Here is a 15,547-nt window from a genome sequence, read left to right as displayed (position 1 = left end):
AGATATGGAACAAGAATTCCGGCGCGCGGATTTCGACCTATGTCATTCTTGGCGAGCGCGGCTCACGATGCTGCATCCTGAATGGTGCTGCCGCCCGCACCTGCCAGCCCGGCGATCAGATCATTGTCTGCAACTCCATCTACCTGGACGAAACGAAAATCACCTCGCTGAAGCCGCGGATCGTCACTTTCGACCAGGACAACCACATACGTGACCGCCTGAGCTACTCGGTCGATCTCGACCCACATGGCCGGTACAGTTTCTCCATCCTTGACGAGGCGAATACGGCCTTGGTCATTCCGGCCCTGATCTGACGCAGACCTGACATGTAACTTTGCTGGGGAAGATAGCGCCGTCGCCCCTTTCCCACCGCAATCTTTATTGTCATACCGGAAAAAGATCCCCACGAAACAGAGGCTATGCCATGACGACAGCAACCGAGATCGCAGACAAGATCGCCGGCGAACAGGGACTAACGAAGGTGCAGGTGAAGACCATTGTCGAGCGCGTGTTCGAGCAGATCGCTGACGCGGCGAAGAGCGGCGCGGAGACGAACGTGCCGGGATTCGGCAAGTTCAAGGTGAAAGACACCCCGGCACGGGAGGGCCGCAATCCCGCGACGGGCGCGACAATCAAGATCGCCGCATCGAAGAAGCTCACGTTCACTCCGGCCAAGGCCGTGAAGGACGCGCTCAACGGTTGACCGGTCGAGCCTCCTAAACAGGCGGCTCGCTGCAGAAGCAGCCGTCCGCTTCCGGCAGTATCGCTTCGCGCTCGGCCAGCGCGTGGTGGCGGCCGCACCGAGTTCACCTCGATCGACATGGAAGTCGCCTGGATCGAGGACCATCACGAGCTGATGGCGCTTGGGGAGCGCTGGCTGTCGCATGCCCTGTCAGTTGTCGCGGTGAGACATGGCGAGGCTGATCCGGCAGCTCTTCGGCGGGAAGGTCGCGGTGCCCACGATCCCCTTTCCGAAGATTAGATTACTTTCGAGTAGGCCTGCGATCTGCTCCAGAGCCTCGGGCACGCAGTGACCAAACCGGGCGATCTCGACAGCGAGGGCGAGCGTCAGCTTGCCGAACATATGATGGCAAAGACTAGGCACGAGTTCCTGTTTGTCACAGACTATCCGGCCGTCGCCCGGGTCTTCTACCAGATGCGCCGGCCCGATCGTCCCGGCCTGAAGCGGGGCTTCGATCTCCTCTGGCGCGGCCTTGAGGTTACTATAGGAGCTCAGCGATGGCATCGCCATGACCGCCTCGTGGAACAGGCCCGCGAACGCAGCTGGGCTCGAGGGGCTCGGCGACAATCTTGCCTTCTTCCGCCATGGCTGCCCGCCGCATGGCGGCATGGGCATCGGCCTTGGCCGGTTGCTGATGCGATCACTGGGCGCGGCAAGCATCCGCTCCGTCATGCTACTGAGCCGCCCCCCACGCGCCTGCGACCCTGAGCTTCTGTCGAAAAATTGCTAAGTTTGCGAATCCTGAGCCGATATCGAATTTTCACGAAATTTCTGTCGCAAAACTCTGTCGCGAAACGCACATTTTCGTGGCTGACTTTTGGGACACTGCTTGACGGATAGCGGTTCTCTGCCTATCTGTTACATGTAACAGATTTCGGTGGAGATGCCGTCATGCCCACCCCTATCAACGAGAGGGTTCAAAAGCGCAGGGATGCCCTGCGGGCGGCGGGACTGCGCCCGGTGCAAATCTGGGTTCCGGACACGCGCAGACCGGGCTTCGCGGAGGAATGTGGCCGTCAATCCCTCGTGGTCGCAGCGGCCGACGAGGCTGACCACGATCTAGGAGCGTTCATGGATGCGGCGCTTGCCGATCTGGACGACGAGGCCGATGCGTGAGGCGGGGTGATCTCGTCACCGTCGCCATGCCGGGGGACTTCGGGAAGCCCCGCCCTGCTCTCATCATACAGGCCGATCAGTTCGAGGACACCGGCACGGTGACGGTATTGCTGCTGTCGGGAACACTGGTGGATGCCCCTTTGATCCGGCCCACGGTTCGCCCGATGCCCGAGAACGGGCTGCCCAAGCCGTCGCAAGTGATGATCGACAAAGCCATGTCGGTGAAACGCGACAAGCTCCGACAACCCTTCGGCCACCTCGATGACGAAACCATGCTTTCCGTCACTCGATCACTGGCCGTTTTTCTCGGGCTCGCCTGAGGCAGGCGCCGGCGTCGCCGGCCTCATCCCGAGCTCACCATGCCCGGCACGGCCGTGACGTTGGGGAGACAAGGCACAGCCCTTGGCGGCAATATGTCGTGGTTCGGCGGCGGCGTGCTGGCGCCATGGTGCAAGCGTGAACGTGCCGAACAGTCGATGCTGGACGCGACACCGTCGACTGATGGAAGGCGGCAATGCCCCAGGCAGATGACGCGGGCGAACGCTGGTCGTGGCCGCGCCGCGCGGTGCGAGCGAGCCCAACCGGTTCGCCAGCCGCATCTCGGGGCGAGTCAAACAAGACGAAACTGCGCTCCTGGAGTCTGACCTCGCCGGCAAATTCCGCCGCGGCTTGCCTTTCCGCGGCGCGGCCCATCTCGACCCGCGCCACGCAATGGCGGCGCTTCATGACAGGTTTTCGGCCATGGCGTCGAATTTCGCTTTGGCGTCGCCATGCCCTCACACTGGTGTGGGCTGTGTTTACGGGGCAACCCGGTCGAGAAAAGCATCGAATGCGGCAGCGACAGCGCGAATCACAAAGCGATGCTCCCGCCGTACGCGGACAAAACCGTTTTCGAAGTCCACTATCCCGTCCTCGGCCAGCATCGCCAAGGGTTCAGCTGAACCGAGAAGACGGATCGGATCAGATCCGTGGGCGGCACAGATTGCCGGCACATCGGCCTCGAGATCGCACATTAGACGCTCGATAATTGCGGCGCGCACGCGGTCGTCGTCGGTGAGGCGATAGCCCTTTGACGTCGCCAGACGGCCAGCTGCGATGTGCTGGATGTAGGAATCCCGTGTAACTTCGTTTTGGACGTACCCCTCGCCGACGCGGCCGATAGCCGACGCGCCGAAACCGATCAGCGTTCTGCAGGTGTCGGCTGAGTAGCCCAGCGAGTTACGCCGCAGGCGACCGGTTTTCTGTGCCAGCGCGAGCTCGTCGTCCGGCAAGGCGAAATGGTCGAGCCCGATCTCTCGGTAGCCAGCGGCAATCAGCGTCGCGGCCACGGCCGCATCCTGTTCAGTGCGGGCAGCGCTGTCGGGCAGAAATTCCTCCTCGATGAGGCGCTGATTCTTTATCTGGGATGGAATGTGCGAGTAGCCGAACACCGCAAGCCGGTCGGGGCGCATTGCGACCGCCGCCCTCGCGGTCTCGACGCAGGACTGCACCGTTTGATGAGGGAGACCAAAGATGAGATCGAAGTTGATGCGGCTCACGCCGTGCCGACGCAGCATCTCGACGGCAGCCGCCGTCTGCGCCTCACTCTGAACCCGGTTGATCGCTTTTTGAACAACGGGATCGAAGCTCTGTACGCCGAGACTCACACGGTTCACGCCGGCTGCTCCTAAGGCCTCGGCCATCTCGGCCGTGAACGTGCGCGGATCAATCTCGACGGCGACCGTAGCTGTTTTCGTGAGAGCAAAGCGGCGTCGCAGGAACTCCATCAGAGCGAGGAACTCGGCTGGTCCGATGAGAGACGGCGTTCCGCCGCCGAAATGCACGTCGCTCACGGGCAGCGCCTGCGGCGCTCGCTCCGAGATCAAACGGATCTCGTCACGCAGCACCGCCAGATAGTTGAGGATCGGCGCATCATGGCGGGTGATGGTGGTGGGGAAGCCGCAATACCAGCACGCTGATCGGCAGAACGGAACGTGGAAATAGAGTGACACCGGATCGTCAGCCGGCAGGTTCCTGAGCCATTCCTCATAAGCCTCGGCGCCGACCGCCCCAGAGAACTCCGACACAGTCGGATAGATAGTGTACCAAGGCAGGCCGGCCTCGCGATATTTTGTGGTCTGCAACAGTTACCGTCCCATGCTGATAACCACCAACCTTACCGCTGCGCTCGCCTGTGTCTTTGCGCTATGTCAGTCCGTTCCGCTTGGGCTCGAAACTTGTATTTCGCAGCAATAGGCGCCGTTCAGTCTTGGCTGGACAGCGATGGTCTGAGCACTCGGTCAGCGACTGGCCATGGCTGTTCCCGCCGAGACCCTCACGCGCACCGTTTGGTTCCACGATCCCTTCCCTTCAGCCTGCGCCTGGTCGAGGAGATTCTGCTGAGCGAGGCTGCCGCATCCGACGAGACAATACGGCGTTGGGACCAGACTTTGCTCGCCAGCTAGCGCCGCCCCATAGTGATCTCTGGCATCTCGATGAGCTCGTTGTGTGAATTGCTGGCAAGAAGCATTAGCTGTGGCGCGCCGTCTATCAGGACGAGAACCTGCTCGACGCGACCGTCAGGTCCGCCGCAATGCCAAGGCTGGCGCGCCTACTGACTCCGTGGTGGAGGCAAGGCTGTTCAGCGCGTGATTATCGGACCATCGCGCTCGCCAAAATGACGGCGTCGTACCGAGCGGTGCCGCCGCATGATGCCTCAACGGGGCTCACAGCAAACAAAGCTGTCGCTATTGAACGAAACTGTCGCGAAGCGAACAGACGCACCGTAGCCGAAACGTTTGCCGTTCGTGCTTGGGTTGACCCGCAAGGCAAAAAGGAAGGAAGCGCGAACCAAGGTCGGCCGGCACACTTGAGCTTCAAGCCGCAGCTGGGTCTTCAGGATGGCACGTCATTTGCAGTAGAAGCCTTTGTGACGGCCCGCCCACACTAGCGGAGATGGCAGTGATGATTTGTACAGAAATGTTGAATGGCGTCGTTTCGGCGATAATTATTTTTGTAATAACGATTTCATATTTGTAACAATAATACCCAATCATCCGCAATTTCTCTTGAAGATCTGGCACGACGAGCGCATCAAAACTACTCAAATTCAACTCAATGCGCATCGTTATCGACTATTTCCTTTAGCAAGAATTCATTTGCTGGATGTCCATTCCTTTTACTCTTTGAACGGAGATCAACAATGAACATTAGGAGCCTCCTCCTCGGCTCAACTGCGGCACTGATTGCCGTTTCCGACGCTCGCGCCGTGACCGCCGTTGCCGAGCCTGACCCGACTGAGTACGTTAAAATCTGCGACGTCTACGGCTCGGGCTACGTCTACATTTCAGGCACTGAGACCTGCGTGCGCATCGGCGGCTATGTCCGTTACGACGTCGGCTTGGGCCATGTCGGATTGTTTGATCACGCAAGAACCTCGGATGTGAGGACTGGTGAGGATCAGGGCACATGGCAAAACAACACGCGCTTCACATTGAAAACTTGGACCGGCCAGGAGACCGAACTCGGCACGTTGAAGACCTACACCGAAACCCGCATGAACTTCGGTAACCGCCACACTTCGGTTTCGGACAGTTCTCGGTCCTATGCCTTCAACGGAGACAGCACCTTGACTTTCGCCTGGATTCAGCTTGGTGGCCTCCGAGTTGGTAAGGACTGGTCGGCCTTCGACATGTTTATCGGCGGCGCGGGTGACGTACTCAACCAGACGCCGGTTCCGTCCGGCGCTTTCGATACCAATGTGGTTCAGTACCACTTCGACGCCGGGAACGGCTTTTCGGCCGTGGTTTCGCTCGAAGAAGGCTCGGGCGTGGTCGGCACAATCGACAGCTACGCTCCGCACGTAGTCGGCGGCTTGAAATACACACATGGCTGGGGCGCGATCACCGGCGTTGCCGCTTATGATAGCAACTACGAATCGGTGGCCGCCAAGGTCCGTGTCGACATCAATGTCACCAACGAACTGTTGCTGTTCGGAATGTTCGGCTACGGTTCCAATGGCAAGCTCAACGACGACTCCACGAACGCGATCGACGCTCATGGTCGAGGCTTCTATAAGATTTGGGGCGGGAACTGGGCTTTCTGGGCTGGCGCCGCTTACGAGCTCAACGAGACAACTTCGTTCAAGCTTCAGCTCTCCGGTGATCAGCTCAAGAACCATGGTGTCGCTGCAAACGTCGCCTATGCGTTTCTTCCAGATTTCACAGTTACGGCGGAACTCGACTATGGCCGCTACGGCAACTTCGCCGTCGGCAAGGTGGACGCTTCCAACGTGACCTGGACCAACGCCAACAAGAAGAGCAGTGTCAGCGGAATCCTGCGTTTCGAACGCTCATTCTAATGGGATGAAAGGGTTGAGCTCCGAGATCCGGTTGAGCGGACCAATCCCGCAACACTCCAAGAGAACGTCGCATGAAGCTATACGAGATTGGAGCCTCGATCTCGGGGCCGCACGGTGTTTCATATCAGATCTGGTCCGGATGATCGCGCAGGCGATATTCATCGCTCGATTATGTATTTTGATCTGCAGCTCTTTCATTTCCTCATCCCTTCCGCCCGCTTGACGGCCCCTGCCATCCAGCAGTACCCGGCCAGGTTTCAGGTCCGAACTTGAAGTCCCAGTCGGGTTCAGGACGTGTTCAACTTGTTGAGCGTTTGTGGGGGTGCGGGCCCGACGCACTTGAAAATCCGCAAATGGATCGCCTCGGTTCAGCCATCCCCGCGGAAATTCGGGCGCGAGAGAACAAGCTCCAGAGCATAAGCGAGGCTGATCGAGGACCGAAGGGCCAGGCGCGCATCCGCACGCAAATGTCGGCCGCCCATTCCAGCGCCGACATCGACCGGGCGGTCGAGGCGTTCGGCGCGGTCGGGCGGGAACTCGGTGTGATTTCCTGAACGGCCGGAACCGAAAAGCGATTCCGTATCAAGAGATTCAAGGGACAAAAGAATGTCGAACATGATGAAGGCGCTGGTCAAGGCCAAGGCCGAGCCGGGCATCTGGATGGAAGAGGTGCCGGTGCCGAAGATCGGCCCGAACGACGTTCTGATCAAGATCAAGAAAACGGCGATCTGCGGTACCGACGTTCACATCTACAATTGGGACCAGTGGGCGCAGAAAACCGTGCCGGTGCCGATGGTGACCGGCCATGAATTCGTCGGCACGGTCGCCGATTTCGGTACGGCGGTGACCGAGTACAAGATCGGCCAGCGTGTTTCGGGCGAAGGCCACATCGTCTGCGGCCACTGCCGCAACTGCCGTGCTGGCAGGGGGCATCTGTGCCGCAACACGCTTGGCGTCGGCGTCAACAGGCCGGGCGCCTTCGGCGAATATCTGGCGATCCCGCAGCACAATGTCGTGCCGATACCCGACGACGTGTCCGACGAGATCGCCGCAATCTTCGATCCCCTAGGCAATGCCGTGCACACCGCACTGTCCTTTGATCTGGTCGGCGAGGACGTGCTGGTCACCGGCGCCGGGCCGATCGGCATCATGGGTGCGCTGGTGGCGCAGTGCGTCGGCGCACGAAAAGTGGTCATCACCGACATCAACCCGGTGCGGCTGGCGCTGGCGAAGAAACTCGGCGTCCAGCATGTGGTCGACGCGTCGAAGGAAAAGCTGCGCGATATCATGCCGGCGCTCGGCATGACCGAAGGTTTTGACGTCGGCCTCGAAATGTCTGGCGCCGCACCTGCCTTCCGCGACATGATCGACGCCATGAACAATGGCGGCGAGATCGCCATTCTAGGCATCGCGCCGACCGGCTTCGAGATCGACTGGAACAAGGTCATCTTCAAGATGCTGCATCTCAAGGGCATCTATGGCCGCGAGATGTTCGAGACCTGGTACAAGATGATCGCACTGGTGCAAGGCCCGCTCGACGTCACCGGCCTCATTACCCACCGCATCGTCATCGACGATTTCCAGACCGGGTTCGACGCGATGCGCAGCGGCAATTCGGGCAAGGTAGTGATGGACTGGTAAGCGCCTAATCCTTGCCCAGAGCCCTTGAGCGCACTCAATCCATTTGTGATCGCGGTGCGCTTCGCCAGCGCTGAGTTTTGCCAGCAATTCCCGCTCGAGTCCCCAGTTGCACGGCGTTCAATCTCATCAAGGGCACAATGTACCACGCGCATTCGACTGCCGAACCGTTCGCTCCAACTGGCAACCGTTGAATAGCCACCTCATCGCCGTCGCCGCTTTTGGTCGGAGGTGTTGATGCCGTGGAGAGAGTGTTAGGTGATGGAGGAACGGCTACGCTTCGTGGCCCGTCTTCTGGACGGCGCAGGCATGAGCGATGTGTGCCGGGAGCAAGAGCGGGCTGGGCAAACGTTGCAACAGATCCTTCAAGGAAATTCATAGATTCTTAGCAACTCCAGTTCGCTGTGAATGGTAGGCTTATTGCAACGTCTGAGCTCAGTGGGGTCAAAACCGTGGCGCCGCTTATTCTCCGACCCGCCGAACTGCGAGCAATTTCGGCTAAGGCAATGGCAAGAAGAGCGCTCATCTTGGTTGTTCGAACACAGCCATTTTCGGCTCAAAACAGTATCTTCACGGCCACCGAGATTGTCCTGTCGCTGGGCAACCAGCCATATAATTGGTTCGAAAGCTGCAACATCTGTAGAGAACGCGAAATGACAAATTCATTAGGACGAGAGCCCAGGCTTTTCATGTGGCTTGATCCTGACCAATGATGACACTGGTCAGTCGCCTACGGGCGGCAGCGCATTTAGATCGCCTTCGAATCCTAGGCCTTTGCGCGCGTGCGGACCTAACAGTCTGCCAGCTAGCGGAGATTCTGGGTCTGCCTCGCGAGCACGTTGTGCGACACGTCCGGCTGCTCGCCAGAGCCGACTTTCTTTACTGCAACGAACAACGTCCGTGGTGCTTGTACCATCTCAAAGCAGGAGGTAACGCCGGCGGGCTGGTTCAATTGTTGGTCGATCTCCTGCCCCACGGCGATGGCTATCACAAACGAGACCTTCAACGGCTCGCAGCGACACAAGACGCGCGGTCGAAGGGAACCGCATGCTTGACCGTGAAATAGATCAGTCCAATTGGAGGTGAAACCACCATGGACAACTCCGCCGACGGCGCCATCGCGCAGCCCGACACTTACGGACAGTCTCCCTTGGCCGCGGTTGATTGCCGCGTTCACGAACTGCTTCTAAGGCAGGAGCGGCAGGAGCGGACGACGCTCAAACTAATCGCATCTGAGAACTTTGCCTCCTCGGCAGTGCTGGAAGCGACCGGTTCGATTTTCACGAACAAGTACGCCGAGGGGTACCCCGCTGCGCGCTACTACGCGGGAAACGAGATCCTTGATGAGCTTGAGAGCCTAGCCATTGAACGCTTGAAAACACTATTTGGCAGCGAGCATGCCAACGTCCAGCCTTATTCCGGCTCGCCGGCCAACCAGGCTGTCTATCGGGCGCTTTTGAGCCCCGGTGACAAAGTCATGGGCTTGCCCCTTCCGGAAGGGGGCCATCTGACTCATGGTTGGGCCATCAACTTTTCCGGAACTGACTATCAACGCGTCCCCTACGGACTAGATGCAAAGACACAGCAGATTGACTATGACCGCTTGCGCGAGACAGCCAAGCGGGAACGCCCGCGGCTCATTTGGGTCGGCGGAACTGCTTACCCGCGTGTCTTTGACTACGCGGCAATGGCAAAAATCGCCCTGGAAGCGAACTCCTATCTCGTAGCCGACATTGCGCACATCAGTGGCCTGATTGCCGCGGGAGCGCACCCGAATCCCGTGCGCCATTGCGACGTGGTCAGCAGCACCTCCCACAAGTCGATCCGCGGTCCCCGCGGTGGTTTCATTTTGTCCAGGAACGAAGACCGCTATCAGGCTCTGTATTATCCAAAGAGCAAATACAATCTCGCGAGACGAATAGATCGGGCGGTCTTCCCTCACCTGCAAGGCGGGCCCCACATGAATGTCATCGCTGCGCTAGCTGTTGCCTTGCACGAAGCCGCGAACCCGTCCTTCCGAAGCTACGGCCAACAGACCGTCAAGAATGCCAAGGCTCTGGCCCAGGCGCTTCTGGACCGAGGTTATGACCTGGTCACCGGGGGCACTGACAATCACATGCTGATCCTTGATCTTCGCGATCGACCACTGTCAGGCAAGGCCTATGCCGAGCGGTTAGCGAAGGCAGGCATCATTACGAACTTTAATATGGTGCCGGGCGACCCGCGCCATCCGGCGGTCACAAGCGGAATTCGCTTGGGGTCGCCAGCCGTGACGTCGATGGGCATGCGCGAGGGGGAAATGGTGCAGATCGCCGCGTTCATTGACTTGGTCTGCCGCCAACCCAACGATCCGGACGTTCATGCCTGCGTGCGAAGAGACGTTGCCGACTTGTGCACTGCGTTCGAGGTCCCGGGCATCACCGACAGGTAAAGCGGCCTAATCAAAATGGCCCACAAAATTCCAACACCCGAAGCGAGGGCATTCCATGGCTAGGCAGTTCGTATTCTCTTCCGAATCGGTTGGCGCCGGACACCCCGATAAGATGGCCGACAACATCTCGGATGCCATCCTCGATGCGATCCTCCGCACCGATCCGAAGGCGCGCGTCGCTTGTGAAGCGTTGGTGAAGTCAGGGATGGTCGTGCTGGCTGGCGAGATTACCAGCGATGCGCGGGTCGACTACAGCCAAGTTGCCCGCGATACGATTCTCGATATTGGATACGATGATGATGCCATCGGCTTTGACGGTCAGCGTTGCGCCGTTGTTCTGGCCCTCACCGAGCAATCGCCCGATATTAGCCAGGGCGTTGACGAGGGTCGAGGGCAGGACCTCGAGCAGGGAGCGGGGGATCAGGGCCTCATGTTCGGGTTCGCATGCAGCGAGACCGATACACTGATGCCTTTGCCAATCCAGCTCGCCCACAGTTTGACGAAAAGACAGGCAGAGGTCCGGAAAGCGGGGCAGCTTAGCTGGCTACGTCCGGACGTAAAATCTCAGGTGTCCATACGCTATGAAGGTTTCCGCCCGGTGGCGCTGGATACCATAGTCCTGTCGACGCAGCATGACGAGGCGGTCTCACAAGAGACAGTCCGAGAAGGCGTCATTGAGGAGATCATAAAGCCGATCTTGCCGACCCACTTGGATACGACGGGAATCAGGATCTTGGTCAATCCAACGGGGCGGTTCGTGGTTGGTGGGCCGCGCGGCGACTGCGGCCTCACTGGACGCAAGATCATCGTCGATTCCTACGGTGGGATGGGGCGTCACGGCGGCGGTGCCTTTTCGGGCAAGGACCCATCCAAGGTTGACCGTTCGGCTGCCTATGCGGCGCGGTATGTCGCAAAGAATATCGTTGCGAGCGGACTTGCGGAGATCTGCGAGGTTCAGCTTGCTTACGCGATCGGCGTGGCCAGTCCGGTTTCTGTCATGGTCAACACGTTCGGGACCGCGACGATTGAGGAAGAAAGGATCGAGCGCCTTATTCTTGAGCTGTTCGATCTCAGACCGAAGGGCATTATCGAGATGCTTGATCTCTTACGCCCGATATACCGCAAGACGGCGACGTATGGGCACTTCGGCCGTGAAGAGCCCGAATTCACCTGGGAGAGAACGGACAGAGCCGAGGACTTGCGCCGCGCATCGAAGCTACCAAGGTGAAGCACCTCCGCAGAGTGGCCCTAGAGAGCGCGAGAAGACCCTATCGGCACGCTCGCAGAACGTGATTACGGATTGAACATATCTGATGACATCAGTCTGGGTCGCTTGTGCAGCAAAATCGCCGTGCGCGATGTTGTTCCGCATATCTACAAGTTCTTGCACCCCCAACCATAGGCGACTTCGTGTCATCGGCTTTCGGGTGATCGCGGAAAATATGTCAGCAATTCCCCAGTAGCTGTAGTAGCGCACGAGGCTTTGCGGCTTCGGCGCTTTCATCCACCCAAGTATCCGTTCGTGCCTCAGATTCCCAGCCGCGTTCGGGCTCCAGAGCCACGCATCATTTGTAGTGAATTGTTCGACCTGGGGGCGGCGACGCCGAACTGCGAGGCCAAATGATCGTCACCGCGGCCTTTTACAGCCGGTGAAAACCTCTCGAAGACGTCTGCAAGTTCTCTTGCCGGATCGGTGACAGAAGGCATGCTTCCCCCAAAAAAGTATGTCGCCTCTCTATGCACCAGTATCACGCCCGGTTCGCCTGCTAAGCGCTACCTGACGCTTCGCCTGTATGAAGCAGTCAAGATTTCTCGCCCGGTATCGTTCGGCTGATAGAGTCCAGCCGATCGACTTGTTCCTTGAGTTGGGCAAGCGTCGTATAACCCTGGGCACTCAGGCCCACAATTTCGATAATCATCCAAGCGACCCACTGGCTAAACTGGGCAACGTTTTCCTCCGTTACGTGGCGATGTGCGGCGCTGTGGACAGCTTTTGATCTGACGTCATAAAGTTTGCTGATTTGCTTTTTTAGGGGTTTGTATTCCGAAAGGTCGGCGTACCGAAAACCACCATAAACTAGTATGCTGGCGAGTCCCGCCGAAACCGAATGCGTTATTTCCTCCTTTTTCAGCGAGAAGAATGCCTCGACACAACTCCAGTATTTGACGATTCTCATGACTAGTGACGAGTCTCGGTGGGCGTCTGAGAACCAGTAAATAGCTCTCTCGATGGCCTCTTCGAGAGGAGTTTTTTTCTCCTTCTGCAAGATCGCGAAAGCCAGCTGCACCATCTTAATATCATCTGATACAGAAGATAGCTCGGTATCGACCGCAAACGGCTGCCCTCTTGCGAATTTGTAGTGCGTCGTAAGACTATTCTCAACGTCGTCCCAAGACATCCAGGCCGCGCGCCCCAAGGTGTCTTCCGGCGACATACTAATCCCTATCCGGAAAGCGGTGGCGCCTCCTTCATATCTAGCTGCCGCCGCAATAGCGATCAGACCAACGGTCAAAGTAGCCTGTTCGGAAAACACCCGTTGAGCCACATTCGCAGTGCCGTGCGCTGAGCCAAAGAGCCAGAGGTTGCCTTGATTTAGCTCCTGGATGGAAGAGATGTCATCGGAATTGCGCGCGACACCGGTTCTGTCCAGCAGCGGTTCCGGGTCTCGCAAAATCGACATCGATCCGACTTGAAAGGGCTCATTCCTTCCGAGTTCGAGGCCAAAAATTGGAACGATGAAATTATGTTTTCGAATGGTAGGGGTCAGACGATCCGCTATGGCGTTCACGACTTCACTGCCTCTCTCTGGCTGGAGGCCATCTGAGAACCAATTTTCGACGGTAGCCTTCCAGGCGCTCCAGATATTCGAGAATTCCGCTTGCCCGGAAAAAATGTCACGTTTGTCGAGTAGCTCAACGACCTTGACGAAGTTCTTGAGCCCATGATCGGTCAAATACACTTGTTTATTCTTGCCGATCTTTATCTCACGCGCAAAATACTTGTCTTTCGGAATCTCAGAAAAAGACTTATGAGCTATAAACGATTTCTTGTTGAATAAGGCGTCTGCATGCGAAAATAAAGTTCTTAGCTCCTTAGTCGTGAGGTCCTTCATTGATGCGTGCCTGACTGTGTTAGTGAACGGTATCGCCGCAATGTCCTCGCGACCGATGTCACGTGCCAGTTCCCGCCCCCGTAGGCCGGTAGATGACGTTCGTTCAGGAGTTTGCACATGCATCTGATCGAGATGCCCTCTGCGAAAGAGCGAGTTGCGGACCAATTTGCAAGGCGAAAACATCGGCCTGCCCGGGTATTTCGCTGCGAGCGATGCACCATTTTGCCAAGTTTGGTTCCGCAGCCTTCGATGCAGCGAGCGCATCCTTGGTTCGTTGGCTTATACGGCGCGCTTCCTCCTCAGCCATCGCCGCGTATACGTGAAGCATGAACCTGTCGGCTTGTGGCATGTCCAGCGCAATGAAGTTGACGCCAGATTCCATGAGGCCGGAAACGAAAAAAACGTTTCGGGCGGGGCGGTCGAGCCTCGCGATCATAGCGTTGCCTTGTGCTTTCGGCCATATGCGAGGGCATGGCCTAATTCAGGTCGGTTCGATTTCCGTCCGCTTTCAATTTCGACAAACTCTCGCGCCATTTCGCCGCCGTGACGGGCGATGAAATCGCGGACGGCGAAACGTTGGGCCTCCAGCCCCAATCCGCTTTCGCCCTGCTTGGCCGTCGAAACCCGAAAATAAGCTACGAATATGTTATGTTGCTTGTTGGTGGCGGTTCCCATCCGATGCTCCCGTTAGAATCGATTATAAGAAGCTCGTATCACGCAAACGAACGTTTGCTTGTGTCCAGATAATGCTTCGCCGCAGGCTTCGGAGGCGCTGCCGTCACCACCGCCGGCACGAACATGGATTCCGATATCGCTGCCTCCCCCATCGGCCGGCGAGCAGCCCGACGCCAGGTGAACAATTGCTGCGGGGAAAGTCCATACCGGCGTGCCACAGCACAAACCGTCTCGCCCGCCTCGTAACTCTCCGCCACTATCCGGGCCTTCTCCTCCGGCGGCCACTCACGCCGACGACCCGAACCCGTGAAGATCTCCAGCCGACGGACCGGCTCCTCGTCCTTGGACTTAAGCGTAAACTCTGAAATCGTCATATGTCGAAGCCCTCAAAGGCCTCGAACATCGTCCCTTACATCCACGCGCGAAAGGTGCCGCCGGGACAGCGCTTAACATATTGAAGTTGCTTTGGAAGCATCTTGATGCTGTCCGAACGGATAAGTCCCTTTCAAGAGCTGAGATTGGAATTCTTTTACTGCTTCACCATGAAGCGGAGCGCCCCGGGGATTTCGTTAGATTGAAAATAGCGGACATCGCAAAAAGGCTTGGCCGCACTAGCCCCGTCACGGTTCAGAAGGCGATTGGTTCGCTATCGGAACGTGGATTGCTACAAAGGGAGGGCTTCCGCGGAAAGCCTTACAAATTCAGAATACGCCTGCCCCGCGAACCTATGCGGCGGGTGCGGCGGATCAAGGTCAAAGGCCAATCCTAAACTGAGATATTCAGGAAACTGAGTATCCATGCCTCGCGCGCGTGCACGTATTCCTTATATGGTTCGAACAGGACTAGGCGCTCTGCCCACATCATCGATATGACTATAGAGTGGAATTATGTATACGGCCAAATTCTCATGGAGCGAGCGAAGCGAGTGAAATGAGAATTTGGGGTGGATAGACCTCGCTGCGCTCCGGGAGGCCAGCGGACTTCTGAAATTGTCTTTCCGAAAAACCTGCCCAATATTTTCCGACATCAGGAGGATAAGGGGGGTAGGTCCGCGATTTGCGATGAAATATTGGACTTCACGACCCAGGCTCCTAAATCCGATCACTCGGAACGGCTGAGGTCGACCCTAAGCAGCCCGCCGATAGCGGAGTCGCCGTTAGGTGGACGCATCAACTTGACTGGTCGAGCCGATCAGATACGTTTCCATCTGTGCCTTGAGAAGAAGCGGCGCCAGGCATTGAGGACAGCCGCACCATAACCGACGACGGGTTTAGGTCCCTTACGTTGATGATAAGAAGAACCAGCGCCAGCTCAGAGCTGGCCATGCTGCAGAAATACTCCTCGAAAATAAACCGGCTGTCACCCGTAAGGGCGTGACCGCGAATCTATGGAGAAAGTAATGCGGTTCGGTACGCCTCCGGCGAGGGCCGCCTTGCGCGAGCAAGTTACGATAGCGAGGCTGCGCTCTTAAGGTCGTCCTTACGAGCGTAGTT

At 57.9% G+C, this 15,547-nt stretch carries 17 protein-coding genes and 1 pseudogene; 11 read left to right on the top strand and 7 right to left on the bottom strand.

Annotated features, from left to right (window positions below):
* From NKH36_RS33630 to NKH36_RS33605, 6 genes and pseudogenes are all read left to right on the top strand, one after another.
* Nucleotides 1-314: aspartate 1-decarboxylase (locus NKH36_RS33630; protein WP_352966072.1), on the top strand; the 314-nt coding region annotated here is incomplete at its 5' end.
* Nucleotides 315-424: 110 nt separating this feature from the next.
* Nucleotides 425-703: an HU family DNA-binding protein gene (locus NKH36_RS33625; RefSeq protein WP_023800917.1), complete on the top strand. Its 279-nt coding sequence runs from the start codon at nt 425-427 to the stop codon at nt 701-703.
* 381 nt (nt 704-1,084) lie between these two features.
* Nucleotides 1,085-1,222, top strand: a pseudogene (locus NKH36_RS33620) (amino acid--tRNA ligase-related protein); the annotation flags it as partial.
* Nucleotides 1,223-1,250: 28 nt separating this feature from the next.
* Nucleotides 1,251-1,472, top strand: coding sequence for an amino acid--tRNA ligase-related protein (locus tag NKH36_RS33615; protein ID WP_023800914.1), 222 nt, complete (start codon nt 1,251-1,253; stop codon nt 1,470-1,472).
* 161 nt (nt 1,473-1,633) lie between these two features.
* On the top strand, nt 1,634-1,858 hold the full coding sequence (locus NKH36_RS33610; RefSeq protein ID WP_352966071.1) for an antitoxin MazE family protein: 225 nt from the start codon (nt 1,634-1,636) through the stop codon (nt 1,856-1,858).
* Complete coding sequence (locus tag NKH36_RS33605; RefSeq protein ID WP_352966070.1) at nt 1,855-2,178, top strand: type II toxin-antitoxin system PemK/MazF family toxin; 324 nt, start codon at nt 1,855-1,857, stop codon at nt 2,176-2,178. Before NKH36_RS33610 ends, NKH36_RS33605 begins: the two co-directional genes overlap by 4 nt.
* 477 nt (nt 2,179-2,655) lie before the next feature.
* On the opposite strand, the gene hemN is transcribed toward NKH36_RS33605, so the two are convergent.
* Together hemN and NKH36_RS33595 are read right to left on the bottom strand one after the other, a co-directional pair.
* Nucleotides 2,656-3,981 (bottom strand): oxygen-independent coproporphyrinogen III oxidase, encoded by a 1,326-nt coding sequence (hemN, locus tag NKH36_RS33600; protein WP_352966069.1) that lies wholly within the window; start codon nt 3,979-3,981, stop codon nt 2,656-2,658.
* A gap of 732 nt (nt 3,982-4,713) precedes the next feature.
* A complete protein-coding gene (locus NKH36_RS33595; protein WP_352966068.1) occupies nt 4,714-4,962 on the bottom strand; it encodes a hypothetical protein in 249 nt (82 codons plus the stop codon).
* Between the two features lie 77 nt (nt 4,963-5,039).
* Between NKH36_RS33595 and NKH36_RS33590 the strand changes: the two genes are divergently transcribed.
* Nucleotides 5,040-6,197 carry a porin gene (locus tag NKH36_RS33590; protein WP_352966067.1) on the top strand — a complete coding sequence of 386 codons (1,158 nt, stop codon included), beginning with the start codon at nt 5,040-5,042 and terminating at the stop codon, nt 6,195-6,197.
* A gap of 368 nt (nt 6,198-6,565) precedes the next feature.
* On the opposite strand, the gene NKH36_RS33585 is transcribed toward NKH36_RS33590, so the two are convergent.
* A complete protein-coding gene (locus tag NKH36_RS33585; protein WP_352966076.1) occupies nt 6,566-6,814 on the bottom strand; it encodes a hypothetical protein in 249 nt (82 codons plus the stop codon).
* On the opposite strand from NKH36_RS33585, the gene tdh reads away from it, so the two are divergent.
* The 4 genes from tdh to metK all read left to right on the top strand — a co-directional run bounded on the left by tdh (nt 6,804) and on the right by metK (nt 11,494).
* Nucleotides 6,804-7,838 (top strand): L-threonine 3-dehydrogenase, encoded by a 1,035-nt coding sequence (gene tdh, locus NKH36_RS33580; RefSeq protein ID WP_352966066.1) that lies wholly within the window; start codon nt 6,804-6,806, stop codon nt 7,836-7,838. The two genes, NKH36_RS33585 and tdh, sit on opposite strands and share 11 nt — an antisense overlap.
* 706 nt (nt 7,839-8,544) lie before the next feature.
* Entirely contained in the window at nt 8,545-8,901 is a 357-nt protein-coding gene (locus NKH36_RS33575; protein WP_352966065.1) for an ArsR/SmtB family transcription factor, read from the top strand.
* Nucleotides 8,902-8,928: 27 nt separating this feature from the next.
* Nucleotides 8,929-10,266 carry a serine hydroxymethyltransferase gene (gene glyA, locus NKH36_RS33570; RefSeq protein ID WP_352966064.1) on the top strand — a complete coding sequence of 446 codons (1,338 nt, stop codon included), beginning with the start codon at nt 8,929-8,931 and terminating at the stop codon, nt 10,264-10,266.
* A 55-nt stretch (nt 10,267-10,321) separates the two neighbouring features.
* Nucleotides 10,322-11,494, top strand: coding sequence for a methionine adenosyltransferase (gene metK / locus NKH36_RS33565; protein ID WP_352966062.1), 1,173 nt, complete (start codon nt 10,322-10,324; stop codon nt 11,492-11,494).
* A gap of 574 nt (nt 11,495-12,068) precedes the next feature.
* Here the strand turns inward: metK and NKH36_RS33555 are convergent.
* The 4 genes from NKH36_RS33555 to tnpA all read right to left on the bottom strand — a co-directional run bounded on the left by NKH36_RS33555 (nt 12,069) and on the right by tnpA (nt 14,428).
* Nucleotides 12,069-13,379, bottom strand: a complete 1,311-nt coding sequence (locus NKH36_RS33555; protein ID WP_352966061.1) for a hypothetical protein — start codon at nt 13,377-13,379, stop codon at nt 12,069-12,071.
* A 103-nt stretch (nt 13,380-13,482) separates the two neighbouring features.
* Entirely contained in the window at nt 13,483-13,815 is a 333-nt protein-coding gene (locus tag NKH36_RS33550; protein WP_352966060.1) for a recombinase family protein, read from the bottom strand.
* The gene (locus tag NKH36_RS33545) at nt 13,812-14,054 is read right to left on the bottom strand and encodes a recombinase family protein (RefSeq protein ID WP_352966058.1); all 243 of its coding nucleotides are present in this window, start codon (nt 14,052-14,054) and stop codon (nt 13,812-13,814) included. Before NKH36_RS33545 ends, NKH36_RS33550 begins: the two co-directional genes overlap by 4 nt.
* Nucleotides 14,055-14,092: 38 nt before the next feature.
* Nucleotides 14,093-14,428 (bottom strand): IS66-like element accessory protein TnpA, encoded by a 336-nt coding sequence (gene tnpA / locus NKH36_RS33540; protein WP_352966057.1) that lies wholly within the window; start codon nt 14,426-14,428, stop codon nt 14,093-14,095.
* Between the last annotated feature and the right edge of the window lie 1,119 nt (nt 14,429-15,547).

The organism is Mesorhizobium sp. M1312, from assembly GCF_040318115.1.
In the GTDB taxonomy this organism is placed as follows: domain Bacteria; phylum Pseudomonadota; class Alphaproteobacteria; order Rhizobiales; family Rhizobiaceae; genus Mesorhizobium.
This window is presented reverse-complemented; position numbering and strand designations above follow the sequence as displayed.

Bases quoted from the DNA above. Each gene is read 5' to 3' on its own strand.
- NKH36_RS33625 (WP_023800917.1), top strand. From the start codon at position 425: ATGACGACAGCAACCGAGATCGCAGACAAGATCGCCGGCGAACAGGGA.
- NKH36_RS33615 (WP_023800914.1), top strand. From the start codon at position 1,251: ATGACCGCCTCGTGGAACAGGCCCGCGAACGCAGCTGGGCTCGAGGGG.
- NKH36_RS33610 (WP_352966071.1), top strand. From the start codon at position 1,634: ATGCCCACCCCTATCAACGAGAGGGTTCAAAAGCGCAGGGATGCCCTG.
- NKH36_RS33595 (WP_352966068.1), bottom strand. From the start codon at position 4,962: ATGCGCATTGAGTTGAATTTGAGTAGTTTTGATGCGCTCGTCGTGCCA.
- NKH36_RS33590 (WP_352966067.1), top strand. From the start codon at position 5,040: ATGAACATTAGGAGCCTCCTCCTCGGCTCAACTGCGGCACTGATTGCC.
- tdh (WP_352966066.1), top strand. From the start codon at position 6,804: ATGTCGAACATGATGAAGGCGCTGGTCAAGGCCAAGGCCGAGCCGGGC.
- NKH36_RS33585 (WP_352966076.1), bottom strand. From the start codon at position 6,814: ATGTTCGACATTCTTTTGTCCCTTGAATCTCTTGATACGGAATCGCTT.
- NKH36_RS33575 (WP_352966065.1), top strand. From the start codon at position 8,545: ATGATGACACTGGTCAGTCGCCTACGGGCGGCAGCGCATTTAGATCGC.
- glyA (WP_352966064.1), top strand. From the start codon at position 8,929: ATGGACAACTCCGCCGACGGCGCCATCGCGCAGCCCGACACTTACGGA.
- metK (WP_352966062.1), top strand. From the start codon at position 10,322: ATGGCTAGGCAGTTCGTATTCTCTTCCGAATCGGTTGGCGCCGGACAC.
- NKH36_RS33555 (WP_352966061.1), bottom strand. From the start codon at position 13,379: ATGAAGGACCTCACGACTAAGGAGCTAAGAACTTTATTTTCGCATGCA.
- NKH36_RS33550 (WP_352966060.1), bottom strand. From the start codon at position 13,815: ATGATCGCGAGGCTCGACCGCCCCGCCCGAAACGTTTTTTTCGTTTCC.
- NKH36_RS33545 (WP_352966058.1), bottom strand. From the start codon at position 14,054: ATGGGAACCGCCACCAACAAGCAACATAACATATTCGTAGCTTATTTT.
- tnpA (WP_352966057.1), bottom strand. From the start codon at position 14,428: ATGACGATTTCAGAGTTTACGCTTAAGTCCAAGGACGAGGAGCCGGTC.